The organism is Thioprofundum lithotrophicum (assembly GCF_055387065.1).
In genome coordinates, this window is the sequence record NZ_AP042379.1 from 394,249 (window position 1) to 417,672 (window position 23,424).

Consider the following 23,424-nt stretch of genomic DNA (forward strand, 5'->3'; position numbering starts at 1 on the left):
AGGCGCCCGGACGGCGGGCTCAGGGCGCGGGCTGGGTGACGGTGCCGGTGGTGTCGAGATCGGCCGCCTCCGGTGGCGTGATGTTGACCACCTCCTCGGAAATCACCTCGCCGTTGCCGTTGATAACCGAGACCTTCCATTCGCCGGTGGCGTCCGGCGGCAGGTTCTTGCTCGACCAGACCCGCCAGCGCGGCCCCTTCACATCGAACTTCACCTCGGCCTGGACCTGGCCGTTGTGCTCCCAGCGATGGGTGGCGGTCTGGCCCGCCATGCCGCGCAGCTCGGTGAAGAAATAGATCTTCTGGCGGTCGGCGGGCAGCCTGTCCACCGTGTCGACCGGCTCCCGATCCACCACGGCGGTGGCGAAGGCGGCGCGGGCCACCTCGCCCCGGGACATGCCCATGCCATGGGCCTCGCCGTCGGCGGCCTGCTCGGCGTGCTGCATGCCCGGCTCGTCCATGGCCTCATGCTGCCGGGCACGCTCTTCCAGCCGTTCGCCCGACTCGCTCATGGCCTCGCTGCGTTCTTCCATCGCTTCGGCCCGTTCCTGGGTCATTTCACCGCGCATCTCCATCGTCTCGGCGCGTTCGGCCATGCCGTCTTCGGGGGGCGCCGCCAGTGCCAGCGGCGTGGCGGTGACCAGGGCGGTCAGGATGAGTATGGAGGGTGTTTTCATGGTGCTCTCCCTGTTGGATGTTGGGTTTGGGACCGGAGCGGACATTCCGGCTGTTCGCCCCGCCTGGGTGTCAGACGGCCCGATCAGACTGGATTTTCCGCCCGCCGGCCGTGATGCCGGTCACATTGCCTCCATTCGGCCGGCGGGCGCGCGGCTTCAGGTTTGCGCCCGGCTCGGCCATAATGCCGCCCCATGCCCGCCTATACCGCCCACTCCACCCCGGCCGGCGCCCGCGCCGGCGTGCTGCTGACCAATCTCGGGACGCCGGACTCGCCCTCGACGGCCGACGTGCGCCGCTACCTGGCCGAGTTTCTCGCCGATCCGCGCATCGTCGAGCGACCGCGCTGGCTGTGGTGGCCGATCCTGCACGGCATCATCCTGCGCCTGCGGCCGCGCCGGGCGGCCCATGCCTACCGCCGAATCTGGACTCCGGAAGGCTCGCCCCTGCTGGCCATCGGCCAGGCCCAGGCCGAAGCCCTGCAGGCGCGGCTGGGCGAGTCGGTTCCGGTGGCGCTGGCCATGCGCTATGGCCGCCCTTCCCTGGCCGCCGGGCTCGAGGCCCTGCGCCGCCAGGGCGTCGGCCGCCTGATCGTGCTGCCGCTCTATCCCCAGTATTCGGCCACCACCACCGGCTCCACCTTCGACGCGGTGAGCGCCGTGCTGGCCACTTGGCGGGAAGTGCCGGAACTGCGCTTCATCAGCCGCTACCACCACCATCCGGCCTATCTCGACGCCCTGGCCGCCAGCCTCCGCGAGGCCTGGGCGGAGCGGCCGCGGGGGCAGAAGCTGCTGTTTTCCTTCCATGGCCTGCCGCAGCGCTATGCCGCGGCCGGTGATCCCTATCCGCGGGAGTGCGAAGCCACGGCCCGGGCGGTGGCCGAACGGCTGGGGCTGGGGGAAGACGAGTGGCTCTTGACCTACCAGTCCCGCTTCGGGCCCGAGGCATGGCTGCAGCCCTATACGGACGAGACCCTGCGCCGCCTGGCCGGCGAGGGCGTGCGTTCGGTAGACGTCGTGGCGCCGGGCTTTGCCGCCGACTGCCTGGAGACGCTGGAGGAGATCGCCATGGAAAACCGCGATCTGTTCCTCGAGGCCGGGGGAAAGGATTACCGCTACATTCCCGCGCTCAACGCCCGGGAAGAACACATCGATCTGCTGGAGCAGCTGGTGCGGGCGCACCTCTAGCTGGCGGCCGGCGCAAATGCAGGGCCGCAGGCGCGGCGCCCTTGCCGCGACCATGCAGGGACGAGTGGCGAGGGACGAGGTTCGAGTAACGGCATGGATTTTCCGGCTTCGAACACCCTCGTCACTCGGCCCTCGTTCCTCGGCCCTGTTCATCGCGGCGAGGGCGCCGCGCCTACGGTGGGGAGCAAGCCGTCGACCGGGACCGCTCAGGCGATGCCGGGGTTGCCCTCCACGCCCACGATCTTCGGCGTGTTGAGCTTCTTGACCTTGGCCACCTTCTCCTCGCGCAGGTACTCGGCCACGATTTCCCAGATGGGCTTGCCCGGCGCCTTGGAGCCGACGGTGGCCCAGCCGGCCACGGTGTAGGTCTTGTCGGCCTCCAGCGGCGTGCCGTCGTCGAGGCGCAGTTCGGTGATCCGGCTGCCCATGTCCTTGTTGGGATCGATGGTGTAGTCCAGGCCGCCCACGCGCACCATGTCGCCGCCCTGCTGGTAGTAGGGGTCCTTGTTGAACAGGTTGTCGGCCACGTCTTCGAGGATCAGCTTGATGTCGGCCCCGCTCATCTCCCGCACGTAGGTCTCGGGATAGGTGATGCAGGTCTGATCCAGCACGTTCTCCATGGTGATGGCCTGGCCCGGCAGCACGGTGGTGCCCCAGCGGAAGCCGGGCGACAGGGAGATCTGGGCGCCGCCCACCTCGCGCAGGGCGTCGCAGATGATCTGGTCGAAGGTGCCATTGAAGTTGCCGCGGCGGTAGAGCAGCGTGTCGGCCACCGCCAGTTCCTCGCGCAGCTTGTCGAGGTAGGGCTTGCGCACCTGCTCGATGAAGGCGGACATCTCCGGATCCGGCTCCAGCAGGTTGGAGAACACGGGCAGCAGCTTGTAGTCGTAACCCTGCACCTTGCCGTTGCGGATGTCGAGCTGCATCACGCCCAGGAACTTGCCGTTGGAACCGGCATTGGTCACCAGGGTCACGCCGCCGGCGTTCTTCACCTCCACCGGGCGCGGCACGCCGTCGTGGGTGTGGCCGCCGAAGATCACGTCGATGCCGCTGACCCGCGAGGCCATCTTGAGATCCACGTCCATGCCGTTGTGGGAGATGACCACCACCGCATCCGGCTTCTCGTTGGCACGCACCTCGTCGACGATGGACTGCATCTCGCTGTCGCGGATGCCGAAGGTCCAGTCGGGAATGAAGCGTCGCGGGTTGGCGATGGGGGTGTAGGGGAAGGCCTGGCCGATGACCGCGATGCGGGCGCCGCCGACGTTCTTGATCACGTAGGGCTTGAAGGCCCGCTGGCTGTCCTCGTCGAAGCCGGGGAAGTCGGCGAACTTGTAGTCGAAGGCCGCATCGTCACTGACGAAGATGTTCTGGGCCACGAAGTCGCCCTTGAAGTCATTGATGTTGGAGATCACCTCCTCATCGGTGTAGGTGAACTCCCAGTGGCCGGTCATCACGTCCACGCCCAGCAGGTTGCAGGCGCCGACCATGTCCTTGCCGCGGGTCCAGTAGGCGGTGCCGGAACCCTGCCAGGTGTCGCCCCCGTCCATCAGCAGGGTGCGATCCGGGCCGTGCTCGGCGCGCAGGCGCTTGACCAGCGTGCGCAGGTGGGCGAAGCCCCCCACCTTGCCGTAGGTCTTGGCGGCCTCGACGAAATTCAGATAGGTGAAGGCATAGGCTTCGGGCGAATTGGGCTTGATGCCGTAATACTTGAGAAACGCCTCGCCCACGATGTGCGGCGGCCGCCCCTCGGCCTGGCCCAGGCCGAGGTTCACGCTCGGCTCGCGGAAGTAGATGGGCATGAGCTGGGCATGGCAGTCGGTCATGTGCATCAGGGTGACGTTGCCGAACTGCGGGATGGCGTAGGCGTCCTTCTTGTCGGCCTTGGCGGTGGTGGTGACGCCACCCGGCCCGCTGGTCTTGGTATCGCAACCGGGCAGCATGCCGGCAGCGGCGGCCATGCCCATGATCTGGATGAATTCACGGCGGCTGATAGACATTCACTCCTCCTCACCTGGGGTATTGTGCGTTCGGGCGGTGCGTCCAACCGGCCCGGTCGGGTTGGTTCATTTTGCCCGCATGATAGTACAAACCGCCGGTCGGCCATATCACCGGGGCCGGCGAAGGGACGAGCGGCCCGCAGGCGTTGCGTTTTGCAGCCTTTGTGACCGGGACCGCCGCCTCAGGATCGGGACACCGCCGTTGCCGCCAGCAGGCGGCCCGGGCGCCGGATCCGGCGCCAGAGACGGTGGCCGAGCAGGATGCCGGCCAGCAGCGCATAGAAGCCGGGCCACAGCAGGTCGGCCTTGACCAGCCAGAAATGATGCAGCACCGCCAGCAGCAGCGCCACGTAGACCGCGCGGTGCAGCGGTTTCCAGCGTCGGCCGAGACGGCGCATCATGCCGCGGGTGGAGGTGGCCGCCAGGACCAGCAGGATGAGCATGGCGCCCATTCCGGCGGTGATGAACGGCCGCCTGACGATTTCCTCGCCGATGGCGGGCCAGTCGAAGAACTGGTCGAACCACAGCCAGGTGAGCAGGTGGAGGGTGCCGTAGAAGAAGGCATACAGCCCCAGCATCCGCCGCAGCCGCAGCGGCCAGCGCCAACCGGTCCAGTCGCGCAGGGGGGTCATCAGCAGGGTGAGCAGGAGGAAGCGCAGGGTCCATTCGCCGGAACGGCGGGTCAGGGCCTCGAAGGGATTGGCGCCCAGGCGATCGGCGAACAGGGCCCAGCCCAGCCACAGGGCCGGCGCCAGGGCAGCAAGGAACACGACCAGGCGCAGGCTGCTCAAGCGATCAGAACGCATGATTCGACTCCGGCACGGCATCCCTCATCCGGTGCGAGGCGACGAGCAGGATGCGCCCTCCACGGCCTTCGGCCAAAGGGAGGCGGCAAACGAAGCGACTGTCGGGTATCCACAACAGTCCGCCGTGAAAGGCGCATGCTGCTCGCCACGGGCGGGAAGGCGGATCATACGGCAAAACCGTTCAGAAAAACCGCCGCAGATCCATGCCGGCGTACAGGTGCGCCACCTGTTCGGCATAGCCGTTGAAGGGCAGGGTCCTGCGCTTGCGGAATTCGCCGATCCGGCGTTCCCGCTTCTGGCTCCAGCGGGGATGATCCACTTCCGGGTTGACGTTGGCATAGAAACCGTATTCGTGCGGCGCCGCCTTGTGCCAGGTGGTCATCGGCTGCCGTTCGCTGAAATGGATGCGCACGATGGACTTGATGCTCTTGAAGCCGTATTTCCAGGGCACCACCAGCCGCAGGGGCGCGCCGTTCTGGTTGGGCAGGACTTCGCCATACAGGCCCACGGCGAGGATCGTCAGCGGATGCATGGCCTCGTCCATGCGCAGGCCTTCCACGTAGGGCCAGTCGAGCACCCGGCGGCGCTGGCCCGGCATCTCCCCGGGCCGGTAGAGGGTGGTGAAGGCCACGTATTTCGCCCGCGAGGTGGGCTCGACGCGCTTGATCAGATCCGCCAGCGGAAAACCGATCCAGGGAATCACCATGGACCAGCGCTCCACGCAGCGCAGCCGGTAGATCCGCTCCTCCAGGGGATGGGCCTTGAGGAGATCTTCGAGGGCGTAGGTGCCGGGCCGGGCCACTTCGCCGTCGATGGTGACCGACCAGGGATCGGTGGTGAGCCGTCCCGCCAGTTCCGCGGGGGTGGCCTTGTCGGTGCCGAATTCGTAGAAATTGTTGTAGGTGGTCACGTCGGTGTAGTCGGTCAGCGCATCCGGCGCCGCCAGATCGGGGCGCGGGCGGAAGTCCAGTCGCCGGCCACCGTGGCCGGCCCGGGCCGGGCGCAGCCCGCCTGCGGCCAGCAGCAGGGCGGCCGTGCCCTGCAGGAATTCCCGCCGCCGGGCATACCAGGCCGGATCGGTGACATCGGCTTCGGTGAGATCGGGTTTGCGGCGAATCAGCATGATGCACTCTCCTGGCGCAACGGAAGGCGGGCCCACAGGCAGGCAGACTTGCCGCGGCGGCCGAAGTTCCCCCGCCGCGGACAGACGCCCGCCGCCAGCGGATGAGCGGGGGTGTTCAGGGGCATGTTCCGGGTTATGATGCGGGCCTCGTTTACCGGTTCGACAGGGACTACAGACTGGCCGTGAGCGGCAAGCGCGTCAATCGGGTGCTCCTGCAGGAATCCCCTTTCAAGGGGGAAGTGCGGCGCTTCGAAATCTACAACGACAAGTTCGTCAAGGTGGAGATCCGCAACGTCTTCGGCGAGACGGGCTATCACATCAACATGGGCCTGCTCGAACCCTGGCCCGTGTTCCACCGCCAGATCGCCTGGCCCTGGCTGCTGGCCGTGATCTATTTCGGCACCGCCACCCTCGTCTATGCCCTGTGGCTGTGGCGGCACCCCGACGGCCAGACCCTGGCCCGGCTGCTGCCGTTCATGGTGGTGTTCATCCTCCTGACGCTGGGCGCCCTGCTGATGTTCCTGTACCACTCGCCCAACGTCCTCGAATTTCGCAGCCGTTATGGCGGCTGTCCGCTCATCGGCCTGCTCAACAACAAGCCCGACAAGGCCGAATTCCGCCACTTTCGCGACGAACTCAAGACCCGGGTGCTCGCCGCCAGCCAGGCCATCACCTTCGACAAGCGCCAGATGCGCAGCATCGAACTCCAGGAACTGCGCCGCCTCTGCGACCAGGGCGTGATCGACGAAACCGCGCTGCGCAAGGCCCGGGATCGGGCCTTGCGCCTGCAGATCTGAACGGGGCGCCCGGGTGCGCAGTTATCCCCTGTTCCTGCTCGGCACGCTGGTGTTCTTCGCGATCCTGCTGGGCTGGATGGCCTGGGCCCGCTACGAGGATTTCGACCGCCACCATCGCACCGTGGCCCATCAGACCGTTTCGGGGCTGGCCGACGAACTGGCCCGCAACATCGCCAACCGCAAGCGGCTGGTACAACTGTTCGCCCGGGAACAGGCTCCCCTGCTGCGGCGGCTGATCCGGGAGCCCGAATCGGCCCGCCTCCAGCGGCGGGTGGCCGACAAACTGCAGGAATATTTTCCCGATCATTTCGCCTTCACCCTGGCCGATCCCCGGGGCGGGCTGTACATCGACGATTTCGGTGAGCAGATCGGTCCCCTGTGCCGAGAGGACATCGTCACCTACGCCCGCCGGCACACCAACCGCCCCCGGATTCATCCCGGCCCCGGCCGTCACCACTTCGACATCATGGCCCGCCTGGAGGTGGACGGCCAGCCGCAGATCCTGTTCGTGAGCTTCCCCGTGGATCTGCTGGCCAACCTGCTGGACAACGTGCAGCGGCCGGATCACGACCTCTATCTGATCCTGCCTGGCCCGGCGCCGCTGATCGAGGTCACGGCCCAGGGTGCTCGCCATCGCCTCCCCCGGGACGACTACCACCTCGATGGCGCGGAACGCCAGCGCCTGCTGGCCCGGCTGCCCGTTGCCGGCACCCGCTGGGAAGTGTTCGATCTCGCCCGCCCCCGTCTGTTCGCCGCCTTCTCCGGGGCCCTGCTCGCCCAGTCGCTGCTCATGTTCACGCCCTTCCTGCTCTTCACCCTGGCCATGTGGTGGCTGTTCCGCCGCCAGGAACGGCTGCGGCAGGAAGCGGAGATCGCCCGCGACGAGTTCCTTTCCACCGTCAGCCACGAATTGCGCACGCCGCTGACCGCCATCCACGGCGCCCTGGAACTGATCGCCAACGGCATCACCGGCCCCGTGGGCGAACGCACCCGCGAGATGCTGCAAATCGCCTGCAAGAACAGCGACCGGCTGATCCTGCTGGTCAACGATCTGCTGGACATGCGCCGGCTGGAATCGGGCAACCTGGAACTGGACATGCAGGACATCGACCTGGTGAGCGTGATTCGCCGCGCCATCGAGGAAAACAGCAGCTACCTGGAGCAGTTCCAGGTGCGGTGCCAGTTCGACCCGGATCGGGCCTCCATCCCCGTCCACGGCGATCGCAACCGCCTGATCCAGGTCCTGACCAACCTGCTCTCCAACGCCGCCAAGTACGGCCCCGACAACGAAACGGTGCGGATCCGCACCCGCTGCGCCAACGGCGTGGCGCGGGTCTCGGTGATCGACCGCGGCGAGGGCGTGCCGCCGGAATTCCGCCCCCGCCTGTTCGAGAAGTTCACCCGCCACGACGCCTCCGACAGCCGCACCGTCTCCGGCACTGGCCTCGGCCTGTCCATCGCCCGCGCCATCGTCGAAGCCCACGGCGGCCGGATCGGCTTCTTCTCCTACCGCTCGGTGGGCACCACCTTCTATTTCGAGCTGCCCCTCAGGGAGAGGGACGAGGGCCGAGGGACGAGTGGCGAGGGGAGGCAACGAGCAAATCGGGCGGAAGGGAAAAATCGGTAGGAGCGGCGCGAGCCGCGACCTTGCGGTGGCGGGTGGCCGGGAACAGCATGGTTTTCCCAACTGCCCGTCCCCAACCACCCGCCATGACCTATCGCGGCTCGCGCCGCTCCTACCCACCTCGTCCCTCGCCACTCGTCCCTCGGCCCTTGCTCTGGTGAGAGCCCGGCCCCTGGCAACAAGGTGCAATAAAAAACCGGCACTTGGCCGGTTGCGGATCATCTGTGTATGGCTCCCCGGGACGGGCTTGACGATTTCGCCCGGAGCGAAATCGGCCGCGCGTCAGCGCGCCCGAAGGGGGCGGCCCAGGGAGGGGCCGCCGCCACCGCCGCGGCGGTGAGAGCCCGGCCCCTGGCAACAAGGTGCAATAAAAAACCGGCACGAGGCCGGTTGCGAATCATCTGTGTATGGCTCCCCGGGACGGGCTCGAACCGCCGACCCGGTGATTAACAGTCACCTGCTCTACCTGCTGAGCTACCGGGGAATAGGGGCGTGGATGATACTGATGACGGCCCCGCAGGTCAACAATTCCCCCACTCGGCGGAAAAGGGGTGCTCCCCGTGGCGGCCTCCATCCCGGTTCCCTGCATTGCGCGCACGTCCCTGAATCCTTCTCGACCACCACCACGGGGAACCTCGAACGGAGACGTCCCTGTCTACCCCCCACTTCCCTGTTGGCAGTCAAGGTACCCAATCCGGCCCGCCGGCACAGTCGGCGGTTGTTGACACGTCGTGTAGGACGATTCCGATCCGGCCTGTCGGATTTCTTCCCGGCGCCAGGGGACGGCCGGAACGCAAAAACCCCGCCACAAGGCGGGGTTTTTGCGTCGAGTGCCGTCGGGCTCAGGCCGCGGAGGCCTTCTGCGCCGACTTGGTGAAGACGAACTCGCTGCCCTGCACGTCGACGGTGATGACGTCGCCGGGCAGGAACTTGCCGGCCAGGATCTCCTGGGCCAGCGGGTTTTCGATCTCGTGCTGGATGGCCCGCTTGAGGGGACGGGCACCGTACACGGGATCGAAACCGGCTTCGCCGATCTTGTCGAGGGCCGCGTCGGTGACCACCAGATCGATGTTGCGATCGGCCAGGCGCCGGCGCAGGTATTCGAACTGGATGTTGGCGATGCGGCGGATCTCCTCGCGATCCAGCGGATGGAAGACCACCACCTCGTCCACCCGGTTGATGAACTCGGGGCGGAAGTGCTGGCCGACGATTTCCATCACCGCGGTCTTCATGGCCTCGTAGTCCCCGGTGTGCGCCATCTCCTGGATGAGCTGCGAACCGAGGTTGGAGGTCATCACGATAACCGTGTTGCGGAAGTCCACCGTGCGGCCCTGGCCGTCGGTGAGCCGCCCGTCGTCGAGCACCTGCAGGAGGATGTTGAAGACATCCGGATGGGCCTTCTCCACCTCGTCGAGCAGGATCACCGAGTAGGGCTTGCGGCGCACGGCCTCGGTCAGGTAGCCGCCCTCCTCGTAGCCCACGTAGCCGGGCGGCGCGCCGATCAGGCGGGCCACCGAGTGCTTCTCCATGAACTCGGACATGTCGAGCCGCACCATGGCGTCTTCCGTGTCGAACAGGAATTCGGCCAGGGCCTTGGTCAGCTCGGTCTTGCCCACGCCGGTGGGGCCGAGGAACAGGAACGAGCCGTTGGGCCGGTTGGGATCCGACAGCCCGGCGCGGGAGCGGCGGATGGCGTCGGCCACCGCGCGCACCGCCTCGTCCTGGCCGACCACGCGCTTGTGCAGGCCCGCTTCCATGTGCAGCAGCTTCTCGCGCTCGCCCTCGAGCATCTTGGAGACGGGGATGCCGGTCCACTTGGAAACGATCTCGGCGATCTCTTCCTCGGTGACCTTGTTGCGCAGCAGGCGGGTCTCCTGCATCTCGGCCTGGGTGGCCATGTCGAGCTGCTTCTCCAGTTCCGGGATCTTGCCGTACTGCAGCTCGGACATGCGCGCCAGATCACCGGCCCGGCGGGCGGTCTCCAGCTCCTGACGGGCCCGTTCCAGCTCTTCCTTGATGTGGGTGGTGCCCTGCACCGCAGCCTTCTCCGACTTCCAGATCTCCTCGAGTTCGGAATACTCGCGCTCGAGGTTCTCGATCTCCTCTTCCAGCTTCTTCAGGCGCTCGCGGCTGGCCTCGTCGGTTTCCTTGGCCAGTGCCTCGCGCTCGATCTTGAGCTGGATGAGCCGGCGCTCGAGCTTGTCGAGGGCCTCGGGCTTGGAATCGATCTCCATGCGGATCCGCGAGGCGGCCTCGTCGATGAGATCGATGGCCTTGTCCGGCAGCTTGCGATCGGTGATGTAGCGGTGCGACAGGGTGGCCGCGGCGATGATCGCCGAATCGGTGATCTCCACGCCGTGGTGCACCTCGTACTTCTCCTTCAGGCCGCGCAGGATGGCGATGGTGTCCTCCACCGTGGGCTCGTCCACCAGCACCTTCTGGAAGCGCCGCTCCAGGGCGGCGTCCTTCTCGATGTACTGGCGGTATTCGTCCAGGGTGGTGGCGCCGATGCAGTGCAGCTCGCCACGGGCCAGGGCCGGCTTGAGCATGTTGCCGGCGTCCATGGCGCCTTCGGCCTTGCCGGCACCGACCATGGTGTGGATCTCGTCGATAAACAGGATGATCTGCCCTTCCTGCTTGGCCAGATCGGTGAGCACGGCCTTCAGGCGTTCCTCGAACTCGCCGCGGAACTTGGCCCCGGCGAGCAGCGCGCCCATGTCGAGCGAGAGCACCCGCTTGTTCTTCAGGCCTTCCGGCACCTCGGCATTGATGATCCGCTGGGCCAGGCCCTCGACGATGGCGGTCTTGCCCACGCCGGGCTCGCCGATGAGCACCGGGTTGTTCTTGGTGCGCCGCTGCAGGATCTGGATCACCCGGCGGATCTCGTCGTCACGGCCGATGACCGGATCGAGCTTGCCCTGCTCGGCCCGCTCGGTGAGATCGATGGTGTATTTCTCCAGCGCCTGGCGCTGTTCCTCGGCGTTGGGATCCTGCACGTTCTGGCCGCCGCGGATGTTCTCGATGGCCTTCTCGATGGCGCCCTTGCTGGCGCCCGCCTTGCGCAGGATGTCACCGAGCTGACCCTTGTCCTCCACGGCGGCGAGCACGAACAGCTCGCTGGAGATGTACTTGTCGCCGCGCTGCTGGGCCAGCTTGTCGGTAAGATTGAGCAGCCGGTTGAGATCGCTGGAAAGATGCACCTCGCCCGTGGGCTGGCCCAGGGTGGGCAGGTGATCCAGCGCCTCGCCGAGCTGCGAGCGCAGCAGGTTCACGTTGACGCCGGCCTGGGTCAACAGGTGGGAGACGGTGCTCCCCTCCTGATCCAGCAGGGCGGCCATCAGGTGCACGGGCTCCATGTACTGGTGATCCCGGCCCACGGCCAGGCTCTGGGCATCGGCCAGCGCCATCTGGAACTTGCTCGTCAGTTTGTCCATTCGCATGTCGTTTCGTCCCCTTTCAGGTTGGATTTGGGTCAGGTCCGGCCCGGCCGCCGGACCGTGCGAGCGGACCGAAACGCCGGGGACCCGAATTTCTGTTGCAGGGGAGATGGGGGAAAACTCCCCGGGTTTCAAGCGGAAAGGGAGGAAAAAGCGGGCGGGACGTCTCTGGGACGGAGGGCCGTTCCGAATTACGTGAAATCCGGTTGTTTGCAGGCACAAAGCCATCGAGGCCGGGAAGCCGTTTCGGGACCGTCGGCCGCAGGGATGCGGCCGTCGAGCCTACAGGGACGTATTCACGGCGTGTCCCGAAACGGCTTCCCGGCCTCGATGGCGTGCCAGATGCTGGCCCAACTACGGTGGAAAGTGCACAGAAATTCAGAACGGGGGGTTCAGGCCAGAATCGGTTCCGCCCAAGTCTCAACCTGCCTCGCTGCGCCGCATGGCGGCCCGCGTCTGCGGCGGGGGATGCAGCTCGTCGAGGCCCACGCTGTGGCCGGGGGCCTGCACGATGCGCACGTGTTCGCGGGCGAACTGGCGGGCATTGGCCAGCCCGCAGGCATGGGCCAGCACGTTCACCTCGTGATTCACCCAGTGGGCGTAGCGGGCCACCCGCTCGGCCTTGTCGGCCACCACCAGCCCCCGCTGGCGGCGCGGATCGTGGGTGGTGATGCCGGTGGGGCAGGTGTCCCGGTGGCACTGCAGGGACTGCACGCAGCCCAGGGCGAACATGAAGCCCCGGGCGCTGACCACGAAATCGGCGCCCACGCACAGGGCCCAGGCCACCTTCGCCGAGGTGACCAGCTTGCCCGAGGCCACCACCCGGACGCGCTCGCGCAGGCCCGCCTCGAGCAGGGTGTCCACGAGGATGGGCAGGGCCTCGGTGAGGGGCAGGCCCACGTGATCGGCCAGCACCTGGGGCGCGGCGCCGGAGCCGCCCTCGCCGCCGTCCACGGTGATGAAATCGGGTGCCGAGTCCGGGCCGCGGCGCAGGATGGTCTCGCACAGATCGCGGGGGAAGCGTTCCGAGCCGACCACCGTCTTGATCCCCACCGGCCGGCCGGTGACCTCGCGCACCCGGGCGATCATGTCCAGCAGATCGTCCGAGTTGCGGATCTCCCGGTGGCGGTTGGGGCTGCTCGAGACCCGGCCGGGGGGGATCCCCCGGATGCGGGCGATCTCCTCGGTGACCTTGTTCGCCGGCAGCACCCCGCCCCGGCCGGGCTTGGCACCCTGGGAGAGCTTGATCTCGAAGGCCCGCACCGACTCGGCCACCTCGCGCAGGCGGGCATCGCAAAGACGGCCCGCGGCGTCGCGCACGCCATACTTGGCGGTACCGATCTGGAAGATCAGATCGCAGCCGGCCTCCACGTGCCAGGGGGTGAGCCCGCCCTCGCCCGTGTTCATCCAGATCCCGGCCTTCGCCGCGCCCCGGGCGAGGGCCTGCACCGCCGGCCTCGAGAGAGCGCCATAGCTCATGCCGGAGATGTTGAACAGGGATGGCGCCACGAAGGGGTGGGCACAATGGGGGCCGATCACCAGCGGCGGCGCCGGGGCCACTTCCTCTTCCAGCAGCGGATAGGAGGCATTGACGAAGACGATGGAACCCGGCTCGCGCAGATCGTTGGTGGAGCCGAACCCCAGCAGGCCGCCCAGATCCTTGGCGGTGCGATAGACCCAACTGCGGGTGGCGCGGTTGAAGGGCAGCTCTTCCCGATCCAGGGCGAAGAAATACTGGCGCAGATATTCCCCCAGCCGCTCGAGAAAGTAGCGGAAACGGCCGATGACCGGAAAGTTGCGGCGAATGGCGTGATGGGTCTGGAACACGTCCACCACGTACATCCAGACGAGCGAAACCAGCAGGGCACCCAGCAGCGCCACCAGCAGCCACCCGCCATTGAATCCGTCCATCCGCCGCCTCCCGCGAGGGTTTTCCTGAAGACATTGGCGGCCGGCGGGGCGAAAAGTTTATGCCTCGTCCCCCGTCCCTCGTCCCTCGCCACTGTGTGCATTGATGACGGGATCCAGCCTGTCCAGGCATTCCCGCTCCTTGAGGTGGGGACAGTCCACCGGCGGAAAGGCGCGCAACCGGGCGCGGCTGGGGATCAGCACCGCGGGCAGGACATGGCCGGGCAGGCGCACGCCGTCGATGCGGCAGGGGAAGACCGGGGCGCCGGAGAGGCGGGAAAGGCGGGCCACGCCCCGGCGCAGGCGGGCCGGGCCTTCTTCCGGCAGGTGGATGCGGCCGGAGGGAAACAGGGCCACCACCTTGCCGGCGGCCAGGGCATCCAGGGCGGCGCGAAAGGCGCTGTCGTCGCGGCTGGAACGATCCACGGGGATGCATTCCCCCAGGCGAAACAGCCAGGTGAGACCGAAACGCTCGTACTCCTCGCGGGCGATGATGAAGTGCACGGGCCGGCGGCAGGCGGCGAGAATGAGCAGCGGATCCAGCCCCGAGATGTGGTTGGCCACCACCAGGGCCGGGCCGTCGGGCGGCAGCGACACGGTCTGGATGTCGCAGCGGTGCCAGGTGCGCAGGAAGACCCGGTTGAGACCGTCGATGACGTTGGTCAGCGGATGCCCCCAGTCGCACCCCGCCGCGCGGTTGACTTCACGGCCGATGCGGATCAGGGCGCCGAAGGCGGCCGTCAGCAGCAGGCCACCCGCCAGCCACAGGAGCGTGGCCACCGCGTCGGCACTCATTTGGCGTACACCTTGCGCCGGAACAGGTCGTGGCGCTTGCTCACCAGCCGGTCGAGAAACAGCAGGCCGTCCAGGTGATCGATCTCGTGCTGCACGGCGCGGGCCTCGTAGCCTTCCATCTCGTACTCCCGCGCCTCGCCGTGCTCGTCCTGGGCGCGCAGGCGGATCCGCGCGGCGCGGATCACGTTGCCGGTGAAGTCGGGCACCGAGAGGCAGCCCTCGCGGCCCTTGACCATGCCGTCCCATTCCAGGATTTCCGGGTTCACCAGCACCAGCCGGCCGTGATTCGGGGTTTTGGGCTTCGCCGACACGTCGACGATGGCGATGCGCCGGAACTCGCCCACCTGGGGCGCAGCGATGCCCACGCCGCCGGGACCGGCGCGCATGGTCTCCTCCAGATCCGCAATGAAGGCCCGCAGCGCCGCGTCGAAGTCGGTGACCGGTGCCGAGATCTGCTTGAGACGGGGATCGGGGTAGGTGAGGATGTCGAGGACCGCCATGCGCTCAGCCCACCAGCGTCTCCACCGGTTCGAGGTGGGCGTCCACGCCCTCGGCGCGCACGATCTCCAGGGCCGATGCCAGGGCCGGGATCCCCTCGCGGGCCCGCCCCTCGATCTGCATGACGTAGATGGGCGCCTCGGCGGTGCCGGCCACGTCCGATTCCAGATCCAGGATGTCCAGCCCCGCTTCGGCCAGCACGCCGGTCACCCTGGCCACGATGCCGGCACGATCCGCGCCGTAGACGGTGATCCGCACGTCGGGCTCGTGATGCGCGTGCAGATGCGCCTCGATGGGATCGATGTGCGCGGCCAGATCCAGCGAGTCGGTTTCGGTGGCGATGGCCTGTTCCAGTTCCCGGCGGCGGCCGGGGAACTGAACCATCATCATGATGGTGAAATTGCCGCCCAGGCGCATCATGGCCGTCTCGCCCAGGTTGGCGCCGGCCTCGAAGAGCGCGGCGGTCACGTGCGCGACGATGCCGGGCCGATCCTTGCCGACCAGGGTCAGCATGTACCACTTGGCTTGCTTCGTCATGGCCGTCTCTCCTTGCGATCAGTGGAGGGTGGAATGGGCCAGCCAGATCACCAGCACCCCGGCGCTGATCAGGCCAAGCTGCTGCAAGGTGGCCGACAGGTGCACCTTGCGATGCAGCCCCGGGATGAGATCCGCCACCGCGATGTAGATGAAACTGGAGGCGGCTACCGCCAGAACATAGGGCAGGATCGACTGCATGCCGCCCAGGCTCCAGTAGGCTCCCAGGGCCCCGATCAGGGTGGTGAGGCTGGAGAGGACGTTGTACACCAGCGCCTTGCGGCGGCTGAACCCGCTGTGCAGAAGCACCGCGAAATCCCCCACCTCCTGGGGAATCTCGTGGGCCGCCACCGCCAGCGCAGTGACCACGCCCAGGTGGATATCGACCAGGAAGGCGGCACCGATGAGCACCCCGTCCACCAGGTTGTGCATGCCGTCGCCGATCAGGATCAGGGTACCGGCCGCATGGCCGCCATGGGCCAGGGTGTGGGTCTCGCATTCCCCCGAATGACAGTGGCGCCAGAGCACCATCTTCTCCAGCAGGAAGAATCCGAGCAGGCCCAGCAGCACGGCCATGCCGATGCGGTGGGGATCGGTCCCGCTCAGCGCATGGGGCAGCAACGCCAGGAAGGCGGCGCCCAGCAGGGCACCGATGGCAAAGCTGATCAGATGGGGCAACAGACGGCTGCGCTGGCGCGCCGGCAACAGCAGGAAAACGCCCGCCGCCAGCACGCTGAGCACGCCGCCGATCAGGCTGAAAACGACGATCCAGACAAGCAGACTCATGAAAGACTCCCCGGAGAAACGGCGTGCATCATACCCGAAAACGGGCATCTACCTGACTCACTGCAAATAACGCAGAGACCGCAGAGACGCAGAGAGCGCTGAGAAAATGGTTTGGCCAACGCCTCGAGCTCAACGGTCATGTCCACCTCCCGGCCTCTTTATCAATCCACTCGCAGGCTGTTGAAAAAGCCCATCCATGGGCTTTTTCAACAGCCTGCTAATCGACATTCTCTGCGACCTCGGCGTCTCTGCGGCCTCTGCGTTTTTTTCCAGAGTTCCCGACCGAAGCCCCTTCGAGCCAGATGACGCTGGCCATGCGCCCCGTACGGCCGTCGCGGCGGTAGGAGAAGAAGCGGTCGGTCTCGGTGAAGGTGCAGTGTTCGCCGCCGAAGACCGGCACGCCCAGGGCCTCGAGGCGGCGGCGGGCCAGGGCGGGGAGGTCGAGGCGCCAGTGGCCGGGACGGGTGGCGGTGAAGGCGGAGGCGGCACCGGGATCGGTGGCGAGAAAGGCGTCGCGCACCGTGGCGTCCACCTCGTAGGCATCGGGGCCGATGGCCGGGCCGAGCCAGGCCAGCAGTTCGGAGGCGGGCACGGCGAGGGCGGCGACGGTGGCCTCGAGCACGCCGGCGGCGAGGCCCCGCCAGCCGGCATGGGCCGCGGCCACCCGGCTGCCGGCGCGGTGGCAGAACAGCACCGGCAGGCAGTCGGCGGTGAGCACCGCGCAAATCACGCCGGGGCGGTCGGTCCAGGCGGCATCGGCCCGGGGCGTGGCGCCGGGGGCGACGGCATGGGCCGCCACCACGGACGTCCCGTGCACCTGCTCAAGCCAGACCGGTTCGGCGGGCAGGCCGAGGCGGCGGCGGTTCTCGGCCACTCGCCGCGGATCGTCCTCCACGTGCAGAGCCAGATTGAGGCTCGCCCACGGGGCCGGGCTGACGCCACCACTGCGCCGACTGATGGCCGCATGCACCCCGAGCGGCGCCGGCCAGTCGGCCGGGAGCCAGAATTCGTTGAAGGGAGAGGCAGCCGTCCTCATTCGTCCACGTACTCCCATTCCCAGCCGCCTTCGTCCTCGTCCGTGTCGGTGCCGGCTCGGGCCTCGTCCTCGCGCAACTCGTCGAGCAGATGGCGCATGTCCTCAGGCAGCGGCGAATGCCATTCCATCTCCTCACCGCTTTCGGGATGCACCAGGCCGAGGCGGCCGGCATGCAGGGCCTGACGGCGGAAGCCGCGCAGGGTCTCGGCCAGGGATTCGCTGCAGCCCGGCGGCAGGCGCAGGCGCCCGCCATAGACCGGATCGCCCACCAGGGGATGCTGGAGATGTGCCATGTGTACCCGGATCTGGTGGGTGCGACCGGTCTCCAGGCGGCAGCGGATCCAGGTGTGGGCGCGGTAGCGCTCCACCACCCGGTAATGGGTGACCGCCGGCTTGCCGCCGGGGGTGACGGCCATGCGCTTGCGCTGCATGGGATGCCGGCCCACGGGCGCATCCACCGTGCCACCGGCCACCAGCACCCCGCTGACCACCGCCTGATACTCGCGCAGCAGGCTGCGCGCCTGAAGCTGGTTGACCAGGGCGGTCTGGGCCGGAAGCGTGCGGGCCACCACCAGCAGGCCCGTGGTGTCCTTGTCCAGGCGATGGACGATCCCGGCCCGAGGCAGTTTCGCCAGGGCCGGATCGTGGTGCAGCAGGGCATTGAGCAGGGTGCCGGTGGGGTTGCCCGCGGCGGGATGGACCACCAGCCCGGCCGGCTTGTCGATGACCAGCAGCGCCGCATCCTCGTGGACGACCGTCAGGGGGATGGGCTCGGGGCGCCAGTCGCCTTCCGCCTCCAGCACCACCGCGAGCGACACCCGTTCGCCGCCAAGGACCTTGTCCCGGGCCCGCCAGAGGGCCCCGTCCACGCGCACCCGGCCGGCCTTGAGCCAGGCAGCCAGCCGGGAACGGGAATAGTCGGGAAACAGGCGGGCCAGGGCCTGATCCAGGCGCAGGCCGGCCAGTTCGTCAGGGACGGTCTGCTCGAGCCGGGTTTCGGAGTCTTCGTGCATGGCGGCGAGGCGGCAAAAGCCCATGATACCCCGTCCGGGCCGGGGATTTCGCAATCTGCGGTGGGCGGGTATACTGCGCACCCGTCTTCGCTCCGGTCCACCCGTCATGGTTCTGCGCCCTGCCTTCCTGTTCCTGCTGCTCGCCGCCCTGCTCGCCGGTTGCGCCACCACCGGCGAGGATGAGGACGAGACCGCCGGCATGAGCGCGGCGGAGATCTATGCCCGGGCCCACGAGAAGCTGGAAGATCAGGACTACGAAACCGCGGCCCAGTGGTTCGAGAAGCTGGAGGCCCGCTATCCCTACGGCCCGTATGCCGAGCAGGCGCAACTGGAAGTGGCCTACGCCTACTACAAGGCCAACGAGCCCGAATCGGCCATCCTCTCGGCCGAACGCTTCATCAAGCTGCACCCCAATCACCCCAAGGTGGACTACGCCTATTACCTGCGGGGTCTGGCCGCCTACGACGCGGATCAGTCCTTCATCAACAAGGTCTTCCGCCAGGATCCCACCGAACGGGATCCCAGGTCGGCGCGCCGAGCCTTCCGCTTCTTCAGCGAGCTGGTCAAGCGCTTTCCCGACAGCCGCTATGCCGAGGACGCCATCGCGCGCATGTACCGGATCCGGGAGGGGCTGGCGCAATACGAACTGCACGTGATCGACTACTACACCCGGCGCAGCGCCTTCGTGGCCGTGGCCAACCGGGCCAAATACGTGGTGGAGAACTACCAGGGGACGGCGGCCGTGCCCCAGGCGCTGGCGGCGATGGTCAACGCCTACGTGCAGCTGGGGCTGCCCGACTTGGCGCGGGACGCGCTGAAGGTGCTGGAACTGAACTATCCCGAGTATCGGGACATCGCAGGACTGCGCAAACAGGTGGCGGAGGCCGAAAAGGACACGGCGGGGTGAATTCGCAGCCCGTCTGCCGGATCCGCCGCTGCGCGGCTTGATCCGGCCTACGTCCCTGTTTCCTCGTCCCTTGCTCCTGTCCGCGAACCGCGAAGCGATTCGCGGACTAGATAGCGTCTTCCCCTTCTTCTCCGGTACGGATCCGGATCACCCGTTGCACGTCGGAGACGAAGATCTTGCCATCACCGATCTTGCCGGTGCGGGCGGCGTTGGTGATGGCTTCGAGAGCCTGATCCACCAATTCGTCGGCGATGACGATTTCGATCTTGACTTTGGGCAGGAAGTCGATGACGTATTCGGCGCCGCGATAGAGTTCGGTGTGGCCCTTCTGGCGGCCGAAGCCCTTGACCTCGGTGGCGGTCATGCCGGTGATGCCGATGTCGGAGAGGGCCTGGCGCACGTCGTCCAGCTTGAAGGGCTTGATGATGGCTTCGACTTTTTTCATGGATGGTGTCCTTCAGGTGGCGTTCTCGTTATTCTGCTGCGGTTTTTATACCCGATTTTCCGCCCCGGCGCACCGGGCACGGATCATTCGGACCGGGACTGCCGGTAACCGGAGGTAATGGGATAGCGCCGATCCCGGCCGAAAGCCCGCGGCGTGATGCGGATCCCGGGCGGGGCCTGGCGGCGCTTGTACTCGTTGCGATCCACCATGCGGATGACCCGCCAGACCGTGTCCGGATCGTAACCGGCGGCCACGATCTCCTCCATGCCCTGATCCCGTTCCACGTAGCGCTCGAGAATGCCGTCGAGGATCTCGTAGGGCGGCAGACTGTCCGTATCCTTCTGATCCGGCGCCAGTTCCGCCGAGGGCGGCCGTTCGAGCACCCGCTCGGGAATCACCGGGGCGATGGCGTTGCGGTGGCGCGCCAGGCGGTACACCAGGGTCTTGGGCACGTCCTTGAGCACATCGTAGCCGCCGGCCATGTCGCCGTAGAGGGTGGCGTAACCCACGGCCAGCTCGCTCTTGTTGCCGGTGGTGAGCACCATGCGGCCCTTCTTGTTGGAGATGGCCATGAGGATCACGCCCCGGCAGCGGGCCTGGATGTTCTCCTCGGTGGTGTCCGCCGGCAGGTCGTCGAATTCGGGATGCAGGACATCGAGAAACGCCCGAAAGGGCGTTTCGATGGAGATCACCGAATACGCCACGCCCAGGGCGCGGGCCTCGGCGGCGGCATCCTCGAGGCTCATGTCGGAGGTGTAACGGGAGGGCATCATCACCGCCTCCACCCGCTCGGCGCCGAGGGCGTCCACCGCCACGGCCAGGGTCAGGGCCGAGTCGATGCCGCCGGAGAGGCCGATGACCACGCCGGGAAAGCCGTTCTTGGTCACGTAGTCGCGCACGCCGAGCACCAGCGCCGAATAGACGCTGGCCTCGAGGGAAAGCGGCTCGGCCAGCGGCCCCGGGCGGGGCGCGGCGCGCTGCCCGTCGTCGTCGATGGCCACCGGCGCCAGGGTTTCCTCGAAGGCCGGCAGGCGCTGGCGGATTTCGCCGCCGGCATCCATGACGAAGGAATCGCCGTCGAACACCAGCTCGTCCTGTCCGCCCACCAGGTTGGCATAGATCACCGGCAGGCCGGTCTCCCGCACCCGATCGCGCACCGCGGTCTCCCGCTCGCCGGCCTTGTCCTTGTGAAAGGGCGAGGCATTGAGGGTGAGGATCAGCCGGGCGCCGGCGTCCCGGCAGTCGGCGGCCGGATCCGGATACCAGATGTCCTCGCAGATGGTGATCCCCACCGGCAGGCCTTCCAGTTCCACCACGCAAGGTTCGTGGCCGGGGACGAAATAGCGCTTCTCGTCGAACACCGCGTAATTGGGCAGGTAGCGCTTGCGGGCATTGGCCAGAATCCGCCCGTCGCGCAGCACCAGGGCGGCGTTGTACACGCCGTGAGGGGTCTTCTCGGGATAGCCGAGGATCAGGGTGATGCCGTGCACCGCCTTGCGCAGGCGGGTGAGTTCCTCGTCCACCCATTCGTACAGATCCGGGCGCAGCAGCAGATCCTCCGGCGGATAGCCGGTGACGGCCAGCTCGGGGAAGAGCACGACCGCGGCGCCGAGTTCGTCCCGCGCCCGTTCGGCCTCGGCGATCATGCGCGAGACGTTGCCGGCGATGTCGCCCACCAGAAAATCGACCTGGGCGATGGCCAGGCGCAGGGACGGTTCGGCCGTCATGAACCTAGCCCAGGCGCTCGCGCATGCGCGCGCCCATCTCGGCCGGCGAGCGGGTGACCGTGACCCCGGCGGCCTCCAGTGCCGCAAACTTGCTCTCGGCAGTGCCCTTGCCGCCGGAGATGATGGCGCCGGCATGGCCCATGCGCTTGCCGGGGGGCGCGGTGACGCCGGCGATGTAGGCCACGACCGGCTTGCTCACGTGGTCCCGGATGTATTCGGCGGCCGCCTCTTCGGCGCTGCCGCCGATCTCCCCCACCAGGATGATGCCCTCGGTGCCCGGATCGGCCTCGAAGCGTTCCAGGCAGTCGATGAAGTCGAGGCCGTGGAGGGGATCGCCGCCGATCCCCACGCAGGTGCTCTGGCCGAGGCCGGCAGTGGTGGTCTGATGCACCGCCTCGTAGGTGAGGGTGCCGGAACGGGAGACGATGCCCACCCGTCCCGGCCGGTGGATGGCCCCGGGCATGATACCGATCTTGCACTGTCCCGGGGTGATCACCCCCGGGCAATTGGGGCCCACCAGCAGGGCGCCGGTTTCGGCCAGCACCGGCTTGACCCGCAGCATGTCCTGCACCGGGATGCCCTCGGTGATGCAGACGATGAGCCGGATGCCGGCGTCGGCCGCCTCGAGGATGGCGTCGGCGGCGAAGGCCGCCGGCACGTAGATCATGCTGGCGTCGGCGCCGGTTTCGGCCACCGCCTCGTGCACCGTGTCGAACACCGGCCGATCCAGGTGGGTCTGCCCGCCCTTGCCGGGGGTCACGCCACCGACCAGGTTGGTGCCGTAGTCGATGGCCTGCTGTGAATGGAAGGTGCCCTGCTTGCCGGTAAAGCCCTGGCAGATCACCCGGGTGTCGCGATCGATGAGGATGGCCATCAGCCTCGCCCTCCGGCGGCCGCCACCGCCCGTTGCGCCGCCTCGGTGAGATCCGCGGCGGTTTCCAGATCCAGGTCGCTTTCGGCCAGCAGGCGGCGGCCGGCCTCGGCGTTGGTGCCCTCCAGGCGCACCACCACGGGCACCGTGAGTTCCACTTCCCGGGCCGCCTGGAGGATGCCCTCGGCAATGAGATCGCAACGCACGATGCCGCCGAAGATGTTGACCAGAATGGCCCGCACGTTGGGATCGGAGAGGATCAGCTTGAAGGCCTCGGCCACCTTCTCGGCGCTGGTGCCGCCGCCCACGTCGAGGAAGTTGGCCGGCTCGCCGCCGTGCAGCTTGATGAGATCCATGGTGGCCATGGCCAGGCCCGCGCCGTTGACCATGCAGGCGATGTTGCCGTCGAGGCGGATGTAGTTGAGCCCGTGCAGGCTGGCCTGGTACTCCCGCGCGTCTTCCTGGCTGGGATCGCGCAGGGCGGCCAGATCGGGATGGCGGTAGAGGGCGTTGTCGTCGAGATTGATCTTGGCATCGATGGCCAGCAGGCCGCCCTCGGCGGTCACCACCAGGGGGTTGATCTCCACCAGCGACAGATCCTTTTCCGTGAACAGCCGGTACAGCCCCTGCAGGATGGGGCCGAGGGCCCTGAGCTGTCCGCCGAGCCCCAGGGCGAAACCCGCTCGCCGCACCTGGAAGGCCGAAAGGCCCGTGACCGGATGGATGGGCAGGGCGAGGATCTTCTCCGGCGTCTTGCGGGCCACTTCCTCGATGTCCATGCCGCCGGCTTCGGAGGCCATGAGCACCACGCGCTCGCGTTCCCGATCCACCAGCATGCCGAGATAGAGTTCCCGGGCGATGGCCGTCGGCCGTTCGATCAGCACCCGCGCCACCGGCTGGCCCTCGGGGCCACTCTGGGCGGTCACCAGGCGGCTGCCGAGCAAGGCGCCCACCGCCGCTTCCAGCGCCGCTTCGCCCTCGACCTTCTTCACGCCGCCGGCCTTGCCCCGCCCGCCGGCATGCACCTGGGCCTTGACCATCCAGCTCTCGCCCCCCAGCCGGCGGGCCGCGGCCAAAGCCGCCTCGACCGAGTCGGCCACCTCGCCCTCCGGCACCGGGATGCCGTGTTCCCGGAACAGGGCCTTGGCCTGGTATTCGTGCAGATTCATCGGCGTCTCGCCTGTGCTCGCAAAGGGCCGCTATTTTGGGCCAAAGCCGAAGCGGACGCAAAACCGCCGCCCCGCGTCGCGCCCACA

Annotated in this window: 19 protein-coding genes, 1 tRNA gene and 1 pseudogene; 4 read left to right on the forward strand and 17 right to left on the reverse strand. The window is 67.7% G+C overall.

Annotated elements, in window-relative coordinates; all coding sequences use genetic code 11:
- Positions 1 to 19: 19 nt before the first annotated feature.
- The gene (locus ACZ5BH_RS01790) at positions 20 to 676 is read right to left on the reverse strand and encodes a DUF2914 domain-containing protein (RefSeq protein ID WP_464890212.1); all 657 of its coding nucleotides are present in this window, start codon (positions 674 to 676) and stop codon (positions 20 to 22) included.
- Positions 677 to 868: 192 nt separating this feature from the next.
- On the opposite strand from ACZ5BH_RS01790, the pseudogene hemH reads away from it, so the two are divergent.
- A pseudogene (gene hemH, locus ACZ5BH_RS01795) lies at positions 869 to 1,858 on the forward strand (ferrochelatase); the annotation flags it as partial.
- 209 nt (positions 1,859 to 2,067) lie between these two features.
- Here hemH and soxB read toward each other — a convergent pair.
- The 3 genes from soxB to msrP all read right to left on the reverse strand — a co-directional run bounded on the left by soxB (position 2,068) and on the right by msrP (position 5,790).
- Complete coding sequence (gene soxB, locus ACZ5BH_RS01800; protein WP_464890213.1) at positions 2,068 to 3,861, reverse strand: thiosulfohydrolase SoxB; 1,794 nt, start codon at positions 3,859 to 3,861, stop codon at positions 2,068 to 2,070.
- A 182-nt stretch (positions 3,862 to 4,043) separates the two neighbouring features.
- Positions 4,044 to 4,667, reverse strand: coding sequence for a protein-methionine-sulfoxide reductase heme-binding subunit MsrQ (locus tag ACZ5BH_RS01805; RefSeq protein WP_464890214.1), 624 nt, complete (start codon positions 4,665 to 4,667; stop codon positions 4,044 to 4,046).
- Positions 4,668 to 4,848: 181 nt separating this feature from the next.
- Positions 4,849 to 5,790: a protein-methionine-sulfoxide reductase catalytic subunit MsrP gene (gene msrP / locus ACZ5BH_RS01810; RefSeq protein WP_464890215.1), complete on the reverse strand. Its 942-nt coding sequence runs from the start codon at positions 5,788 to 5,790 to the stop codon at positions 4,849 to 4,851.
- 182 nt (positions 5,791 to 5,972) lie between these two features.
- Here msrP and ACZ5BH_RS01815 point away from each other — a divergent pair, with 182 nt between their 5' ends.
- Both ACZ5BH_RS01815 and ACZ5BH_RS01820 read left to right on the forward strand, forming a co-directional pair.
- The gene (locus ACZ5BH_RS01815) at positions 5,973 to 6,587 is read left to right on the forward strand and encodes a hypothetical protein (protein WP_464890216.1); all 615 of its coding nucleotides are present in this window, start codon (positions 5,973 to 5,975) and stop codon (positions 6,585 to 6,587) included.
- Positions 6,588 to 6,600: 13 nt separating this feature from the next.
- Positions 6,601 to 8,214 (forward strand): sensor histidine kinase, encoded by a 1,614-nt coding sequence (locus tag ACZ5BH_RS01820; RefSeq protein WP_464890217.1) that lies wholly within the window; start codon positions 6,601 to 6,603, stop codon positions 8,212 to 8,214.
- A 405-nt stretch (positions 8,215 to 8,619) separates the two neighbouring features.
- Here the strand turns inward: ACZ5BH_RS01820 and ACZ5BH_RS01825 are convergent.
- From ACZ5BH_RS01825 to rluD, 9 genes are all read right to left on the reverse strand, one after another.
- Positions 8,620 to 8,695, reverse strand: a tRNA-Asn gene (locus tag ACZ5BH_RS01825).
- 358 nt (positions 8,696 to 9,053) lie between these two features.
- Positions 9,054 to 11,651 (reverse strand): ATP-dependent chaperone ClpB, encoded by a 2,598-nt coding sequence (gene clpB / locus ACZ5BH_RS01830; protein ID WP_464890218.1) that lies wholly within the window; start codon positions 11,649 to 11,651, stop codon positions 9,054 to 9,056.
- Between the two features lie 417 nt (positions 11,652 to 12,068).
- Positions 12,069 to 13,559: an FMN-binding glutamate synthase family protein gene (locus ACZ5BH_RS01835; protein ID WP_464890219.1), complete on the reverse strand. Its 1,491-nt coding sequence runs from the start codon at positions 13,557 to 13,559 to the stop codon at positions 12,069 to 12,071.
- A gap of 57 nt (positions 13,560 to 13,616) precedes the next feature.
- The gene (locus ACZ5BH_RS01840) at positions 13,617 to 14,351 is read right to left on the reverse strand and encodes a lysophospholipid acyltransferase family protein (RefSeq protein ID WP_464890220.1); all 735 of its coding nucleotides are present in this window, start codon (positions 14,349 to 14,351) and stop codon (positions 13,617 to 13,619) included.
- Positions 14,348 to 14,851 (reverse strand): peptide deformylase, encoded by a 504-nt coding sequence (gene def, locus ACZ5BH_RS01845; protein WP_464890221.1) that lies wholly within the window; start codon positions 14,849 to 14,851, stop codon positions 14,348 to 14,350. Before def ends, ACZ5BH_RS01840 begins: the two co-directional genes overlap by 4 nt.
- Before the next feature lie 4 nt (positions 14,852 to 14,855).
- Positions 14,856 to 15,386: a glycine cleavage system transcriptional repressor gene (locus tag ACZ5BH_RS01850; protein ID WP_464890222.1), complete on the reverse strand. Its 531-nt coding sequence runs from the start codon at positions 15,384 to 15,386 to the stop codon at positions 14,856 to 14,858.
- 18 nt (positions 15,387 to 15,404) lie between these two features.
- Entirely contained in the window at positions 15,405 to 16,169 is a 765-nt protein-coding gene (locus tag ACZ5BH_RS01855) for a ZIP family metal transporter (protein ID WP_464890223.1), read from the reverse strand.
- 217 nt (positions 16,170 to 16,386) lie between these two features.
- On the reverse strand, positions 16,387 to 17,205 hold the full coding sequence (gene pgeF, locus ACZ5BH_RS01860) for a peptidoglycan editing factor PgeF (protein ID WP_464890224.1): 819 nt from the start codon (positions 17,203 to 17,205) through the stop codon (positions 16,387 to 16,389).
- On the reverse strand, positions 17,202 to 18,242 hold the full coding sequence (rluD, locus tag ACZ5BH_RS01865) for a 23S rRNA pseudouridine(1911/1915/1917) synthase RluD (RefSeq protein ID WP_464890225.1): 1,041 nt from the start codon (positions 18,240 to 18,242) through the stop codon (positions 17,202 to 17,204). The genes pgeF and rluD overlap by 4 nt, the downstream gene beginning before the upstream one ends.
- A gap of 82 nt (positions 18,243 to 18,324) precedes the next feature.
- On the opposite strand from rluD, the gene ACZ5BH_RS01870 reads away from it, so the two are divergent.
- Positions 18,325 to 19,125: an outer membrane protein assembly factor BamD gene (locus ACZ5BH_RS01870; RefSeq protein ID WP_464890226.1), complete on the forward strand. Its 801-nt coding sequence runs from the start codon at positions 18,325 to 18,327 to the stop codon at positions 19,123 to 19,125.
- Between the two features lie 106 nt (positions 19,126 to 19,231).
- Here the strand turns inward: ACZ5BH_RS01870 and ACZ5BH_RS01875 are convergent, their stop codons facing one another.
- The 4 genes from ACZ5BH_RS01875 to sucC form a co-directional block, all read right to left on the reverse strand.
- The gene (locus tag ACZ5BH_RS01875; RefSeq protein WP_464890227.1) at positions 19,232 to 19,570 is read right to left on the reverse strand and encodes a P-II family nitrogen regulator; all 339 of its coding nucleotides are present in this window, start codon (positions 19,568 to 19,570) and stop codon (positions 19,232 to 19,234) included.
- 83 nt (positions 19,571 to 19,653) lie between these two features.
- Positions 19,654 to 21,297 carry an NAD+ synthase gene (locus tag ACZ5BH_RS01880; protein ID WP_464890228.1) on the reverse strand — a complete coding sequence of 548 codons (1,644 nt, stop codon included), beginning with the start codon at positions 21,295 to 21,297 and terminating at the stop codon, positions 19,654 to 19,656.
- Between the two features lie 4 nt (positions 21,298 to 21,301).
- The gene (gene sucD / locus ACZ5BH_RS01885; protein WP_464890229.1) at positions 21,302 to 22,171 is read right to left on the reverse strand and encodes a succinate--CoA ligase subunit alpha; all 870 of its coding nucleotides are present in this window, start codon (positions 22,169 to 22,171) and stop codon (positions 21,302 to 21,304) included.
- On the reverse strand, positions 22,171 to 23,337 hold the full coding sequence (gene sucC, locus ACZ5BH_RS01890; RefSeq protein WP_464890230.1) for an ADP-forming succinate--CoA ligase subunit beta: 1,167 nt from the start codon (positions 23,335 to 23,337) through the stop codon (positions 22,171 to 22,173). The genes sucD and sucC overlap by 1 nt, the downstream gene beginning before the upstream one ends.
- Between the last annotated feature and the right edge of the window lie 87 nt (positions 23,338 to 23,424).

What these genes read in the sequence shown, in the direction of transcription:
- ACZ5BH_RS01880 (WP_464890228.1), bottom strand. Translation starts at nt 21,297, where the DNA reads ATGACGGCCGAACCGTCCCTGCGCCTGGCCATCGCCCAGGTCGATTTT.
- sucD (WP_464890229.1), bottom strand. Translation starts at nt 22,171, where the DNA reads ATGGCCATCCTCATCGATCGCGACACCCGGGTGATCTGCCAGGGCTTT.
- rluD (WP_464890225.1), bottom strand. Translation starts at nt 18,242, where the DNA reads ATGGGCTTTTGCCGCCTCGCCGCCATGCACGAAGACTCCGAAACCCGG.
- ACZ5BH_RS01870 (WP_464890226.1), top strand. Translation starts at nt 18,325, where the DNA reads ATGGTTCTGCGCCCTGCCTTCCTGTTCCTGCTGCTCGCCGCCCTGCTC.
- ACZ5BH_RS01855 (WP_464890223.1), bottom strand. Translation starts at nt 16,169, where the DNA reads ATGAGTCTGCTTGTCTGGATCGTCGTTTTCAGCCTGATCGGCGGCGTG.
- clpB (WP_464890218.1), bottom strand. Translation starts at nt 11,651, where the DNA reads ATGCGAATGGACAAACTGACGAGCAAGTTCCAGATGGCGCTGGCCGAT.
- ACZ5BH_RS01790 (WP_464890212.1), bottom strand. Translation starts at nt 676, where the DNA reads ATGAAAACACCCTCCATACTCATCCTGACCGCCCTGGTCACCGCCACG.
- soxB (WP_464890213.1), bottom strand. Translation starts at nt 3,861, where the DNA reads ATGTCTATCAGCCGCCGTGAATTCATCCAGATCATGGGCATGGCCGCC.
- ACZ5BH_RS01835 (WP_464890219.1), bottom strand. Translation starts at nt 13,559, where the DNA reads ATGGACGGATTCAATGGCGGGTGGCTGCTGGTGGCGCTGCTGGGTGCC.
- def (WP_464890221.1), bottom strand. Translation starts at nt 14,851, where the DNA reads ATGGCGGTCCTCGACATCCTCACCTACCCCGATCCCCGTCTCAAGCAG.
- pgeF (WP_464890224.1), bottom strand. Translation starts at nt 17,205, where the DNA reads ATGAGGACGGCTGCCTCTCCCTTCAACGAATTCTGGCTCCCGGCCGAC.
- sucC (WP_464890230.1), bottom strand. Translation starts at nt 23,337, where the DNA reads ATGAATCTGCACGAATACCAGGCCAAGGCCCTGTTCCGGGAACACGGC.
- ACZ5BH_RS01805 (WP_464890214.1), bottom strand. Translation starts at nt 4,667, where the DNA reads ATGCGTTCTGATCGCTTGAGCAGCCTGCGCCTGGTCGTGTTCCTTGCT.
- msrP (WP_464890215.1), bottom strand. Translation starts at nt 5,790, where the DNA reads ATGCTGATTCGCCGCAAACCCGATCTCACCGAAGCCGATGTCACCGAT.
- ACZ5BH_RS01850 (WP_464890222.1), bottom strand. Translation starts at nt 15,386, where the DNA reads ATGACGAAGCAAGCCAAGTGGTACATGCTGACCCTGGTCGGCAAGGAT.
- ACZ5BH_RS01875 (WP_464890227.1), bottom strand. Translation starts at nt 19,570, where the DNA reads ATGAAAAAAGTCGAAGCCATCATCAAGCCCTTCAAGCTGGACGACGTG.
- ACZ5BH_RS01840 (WP_464890220.1), bottom strand. Translation starts at nt 14,351, where the DNA reads ATGAGTGCCGACGCGGTGGCCACGCTCCTGTGGCTGGCGGGTGGCCTG.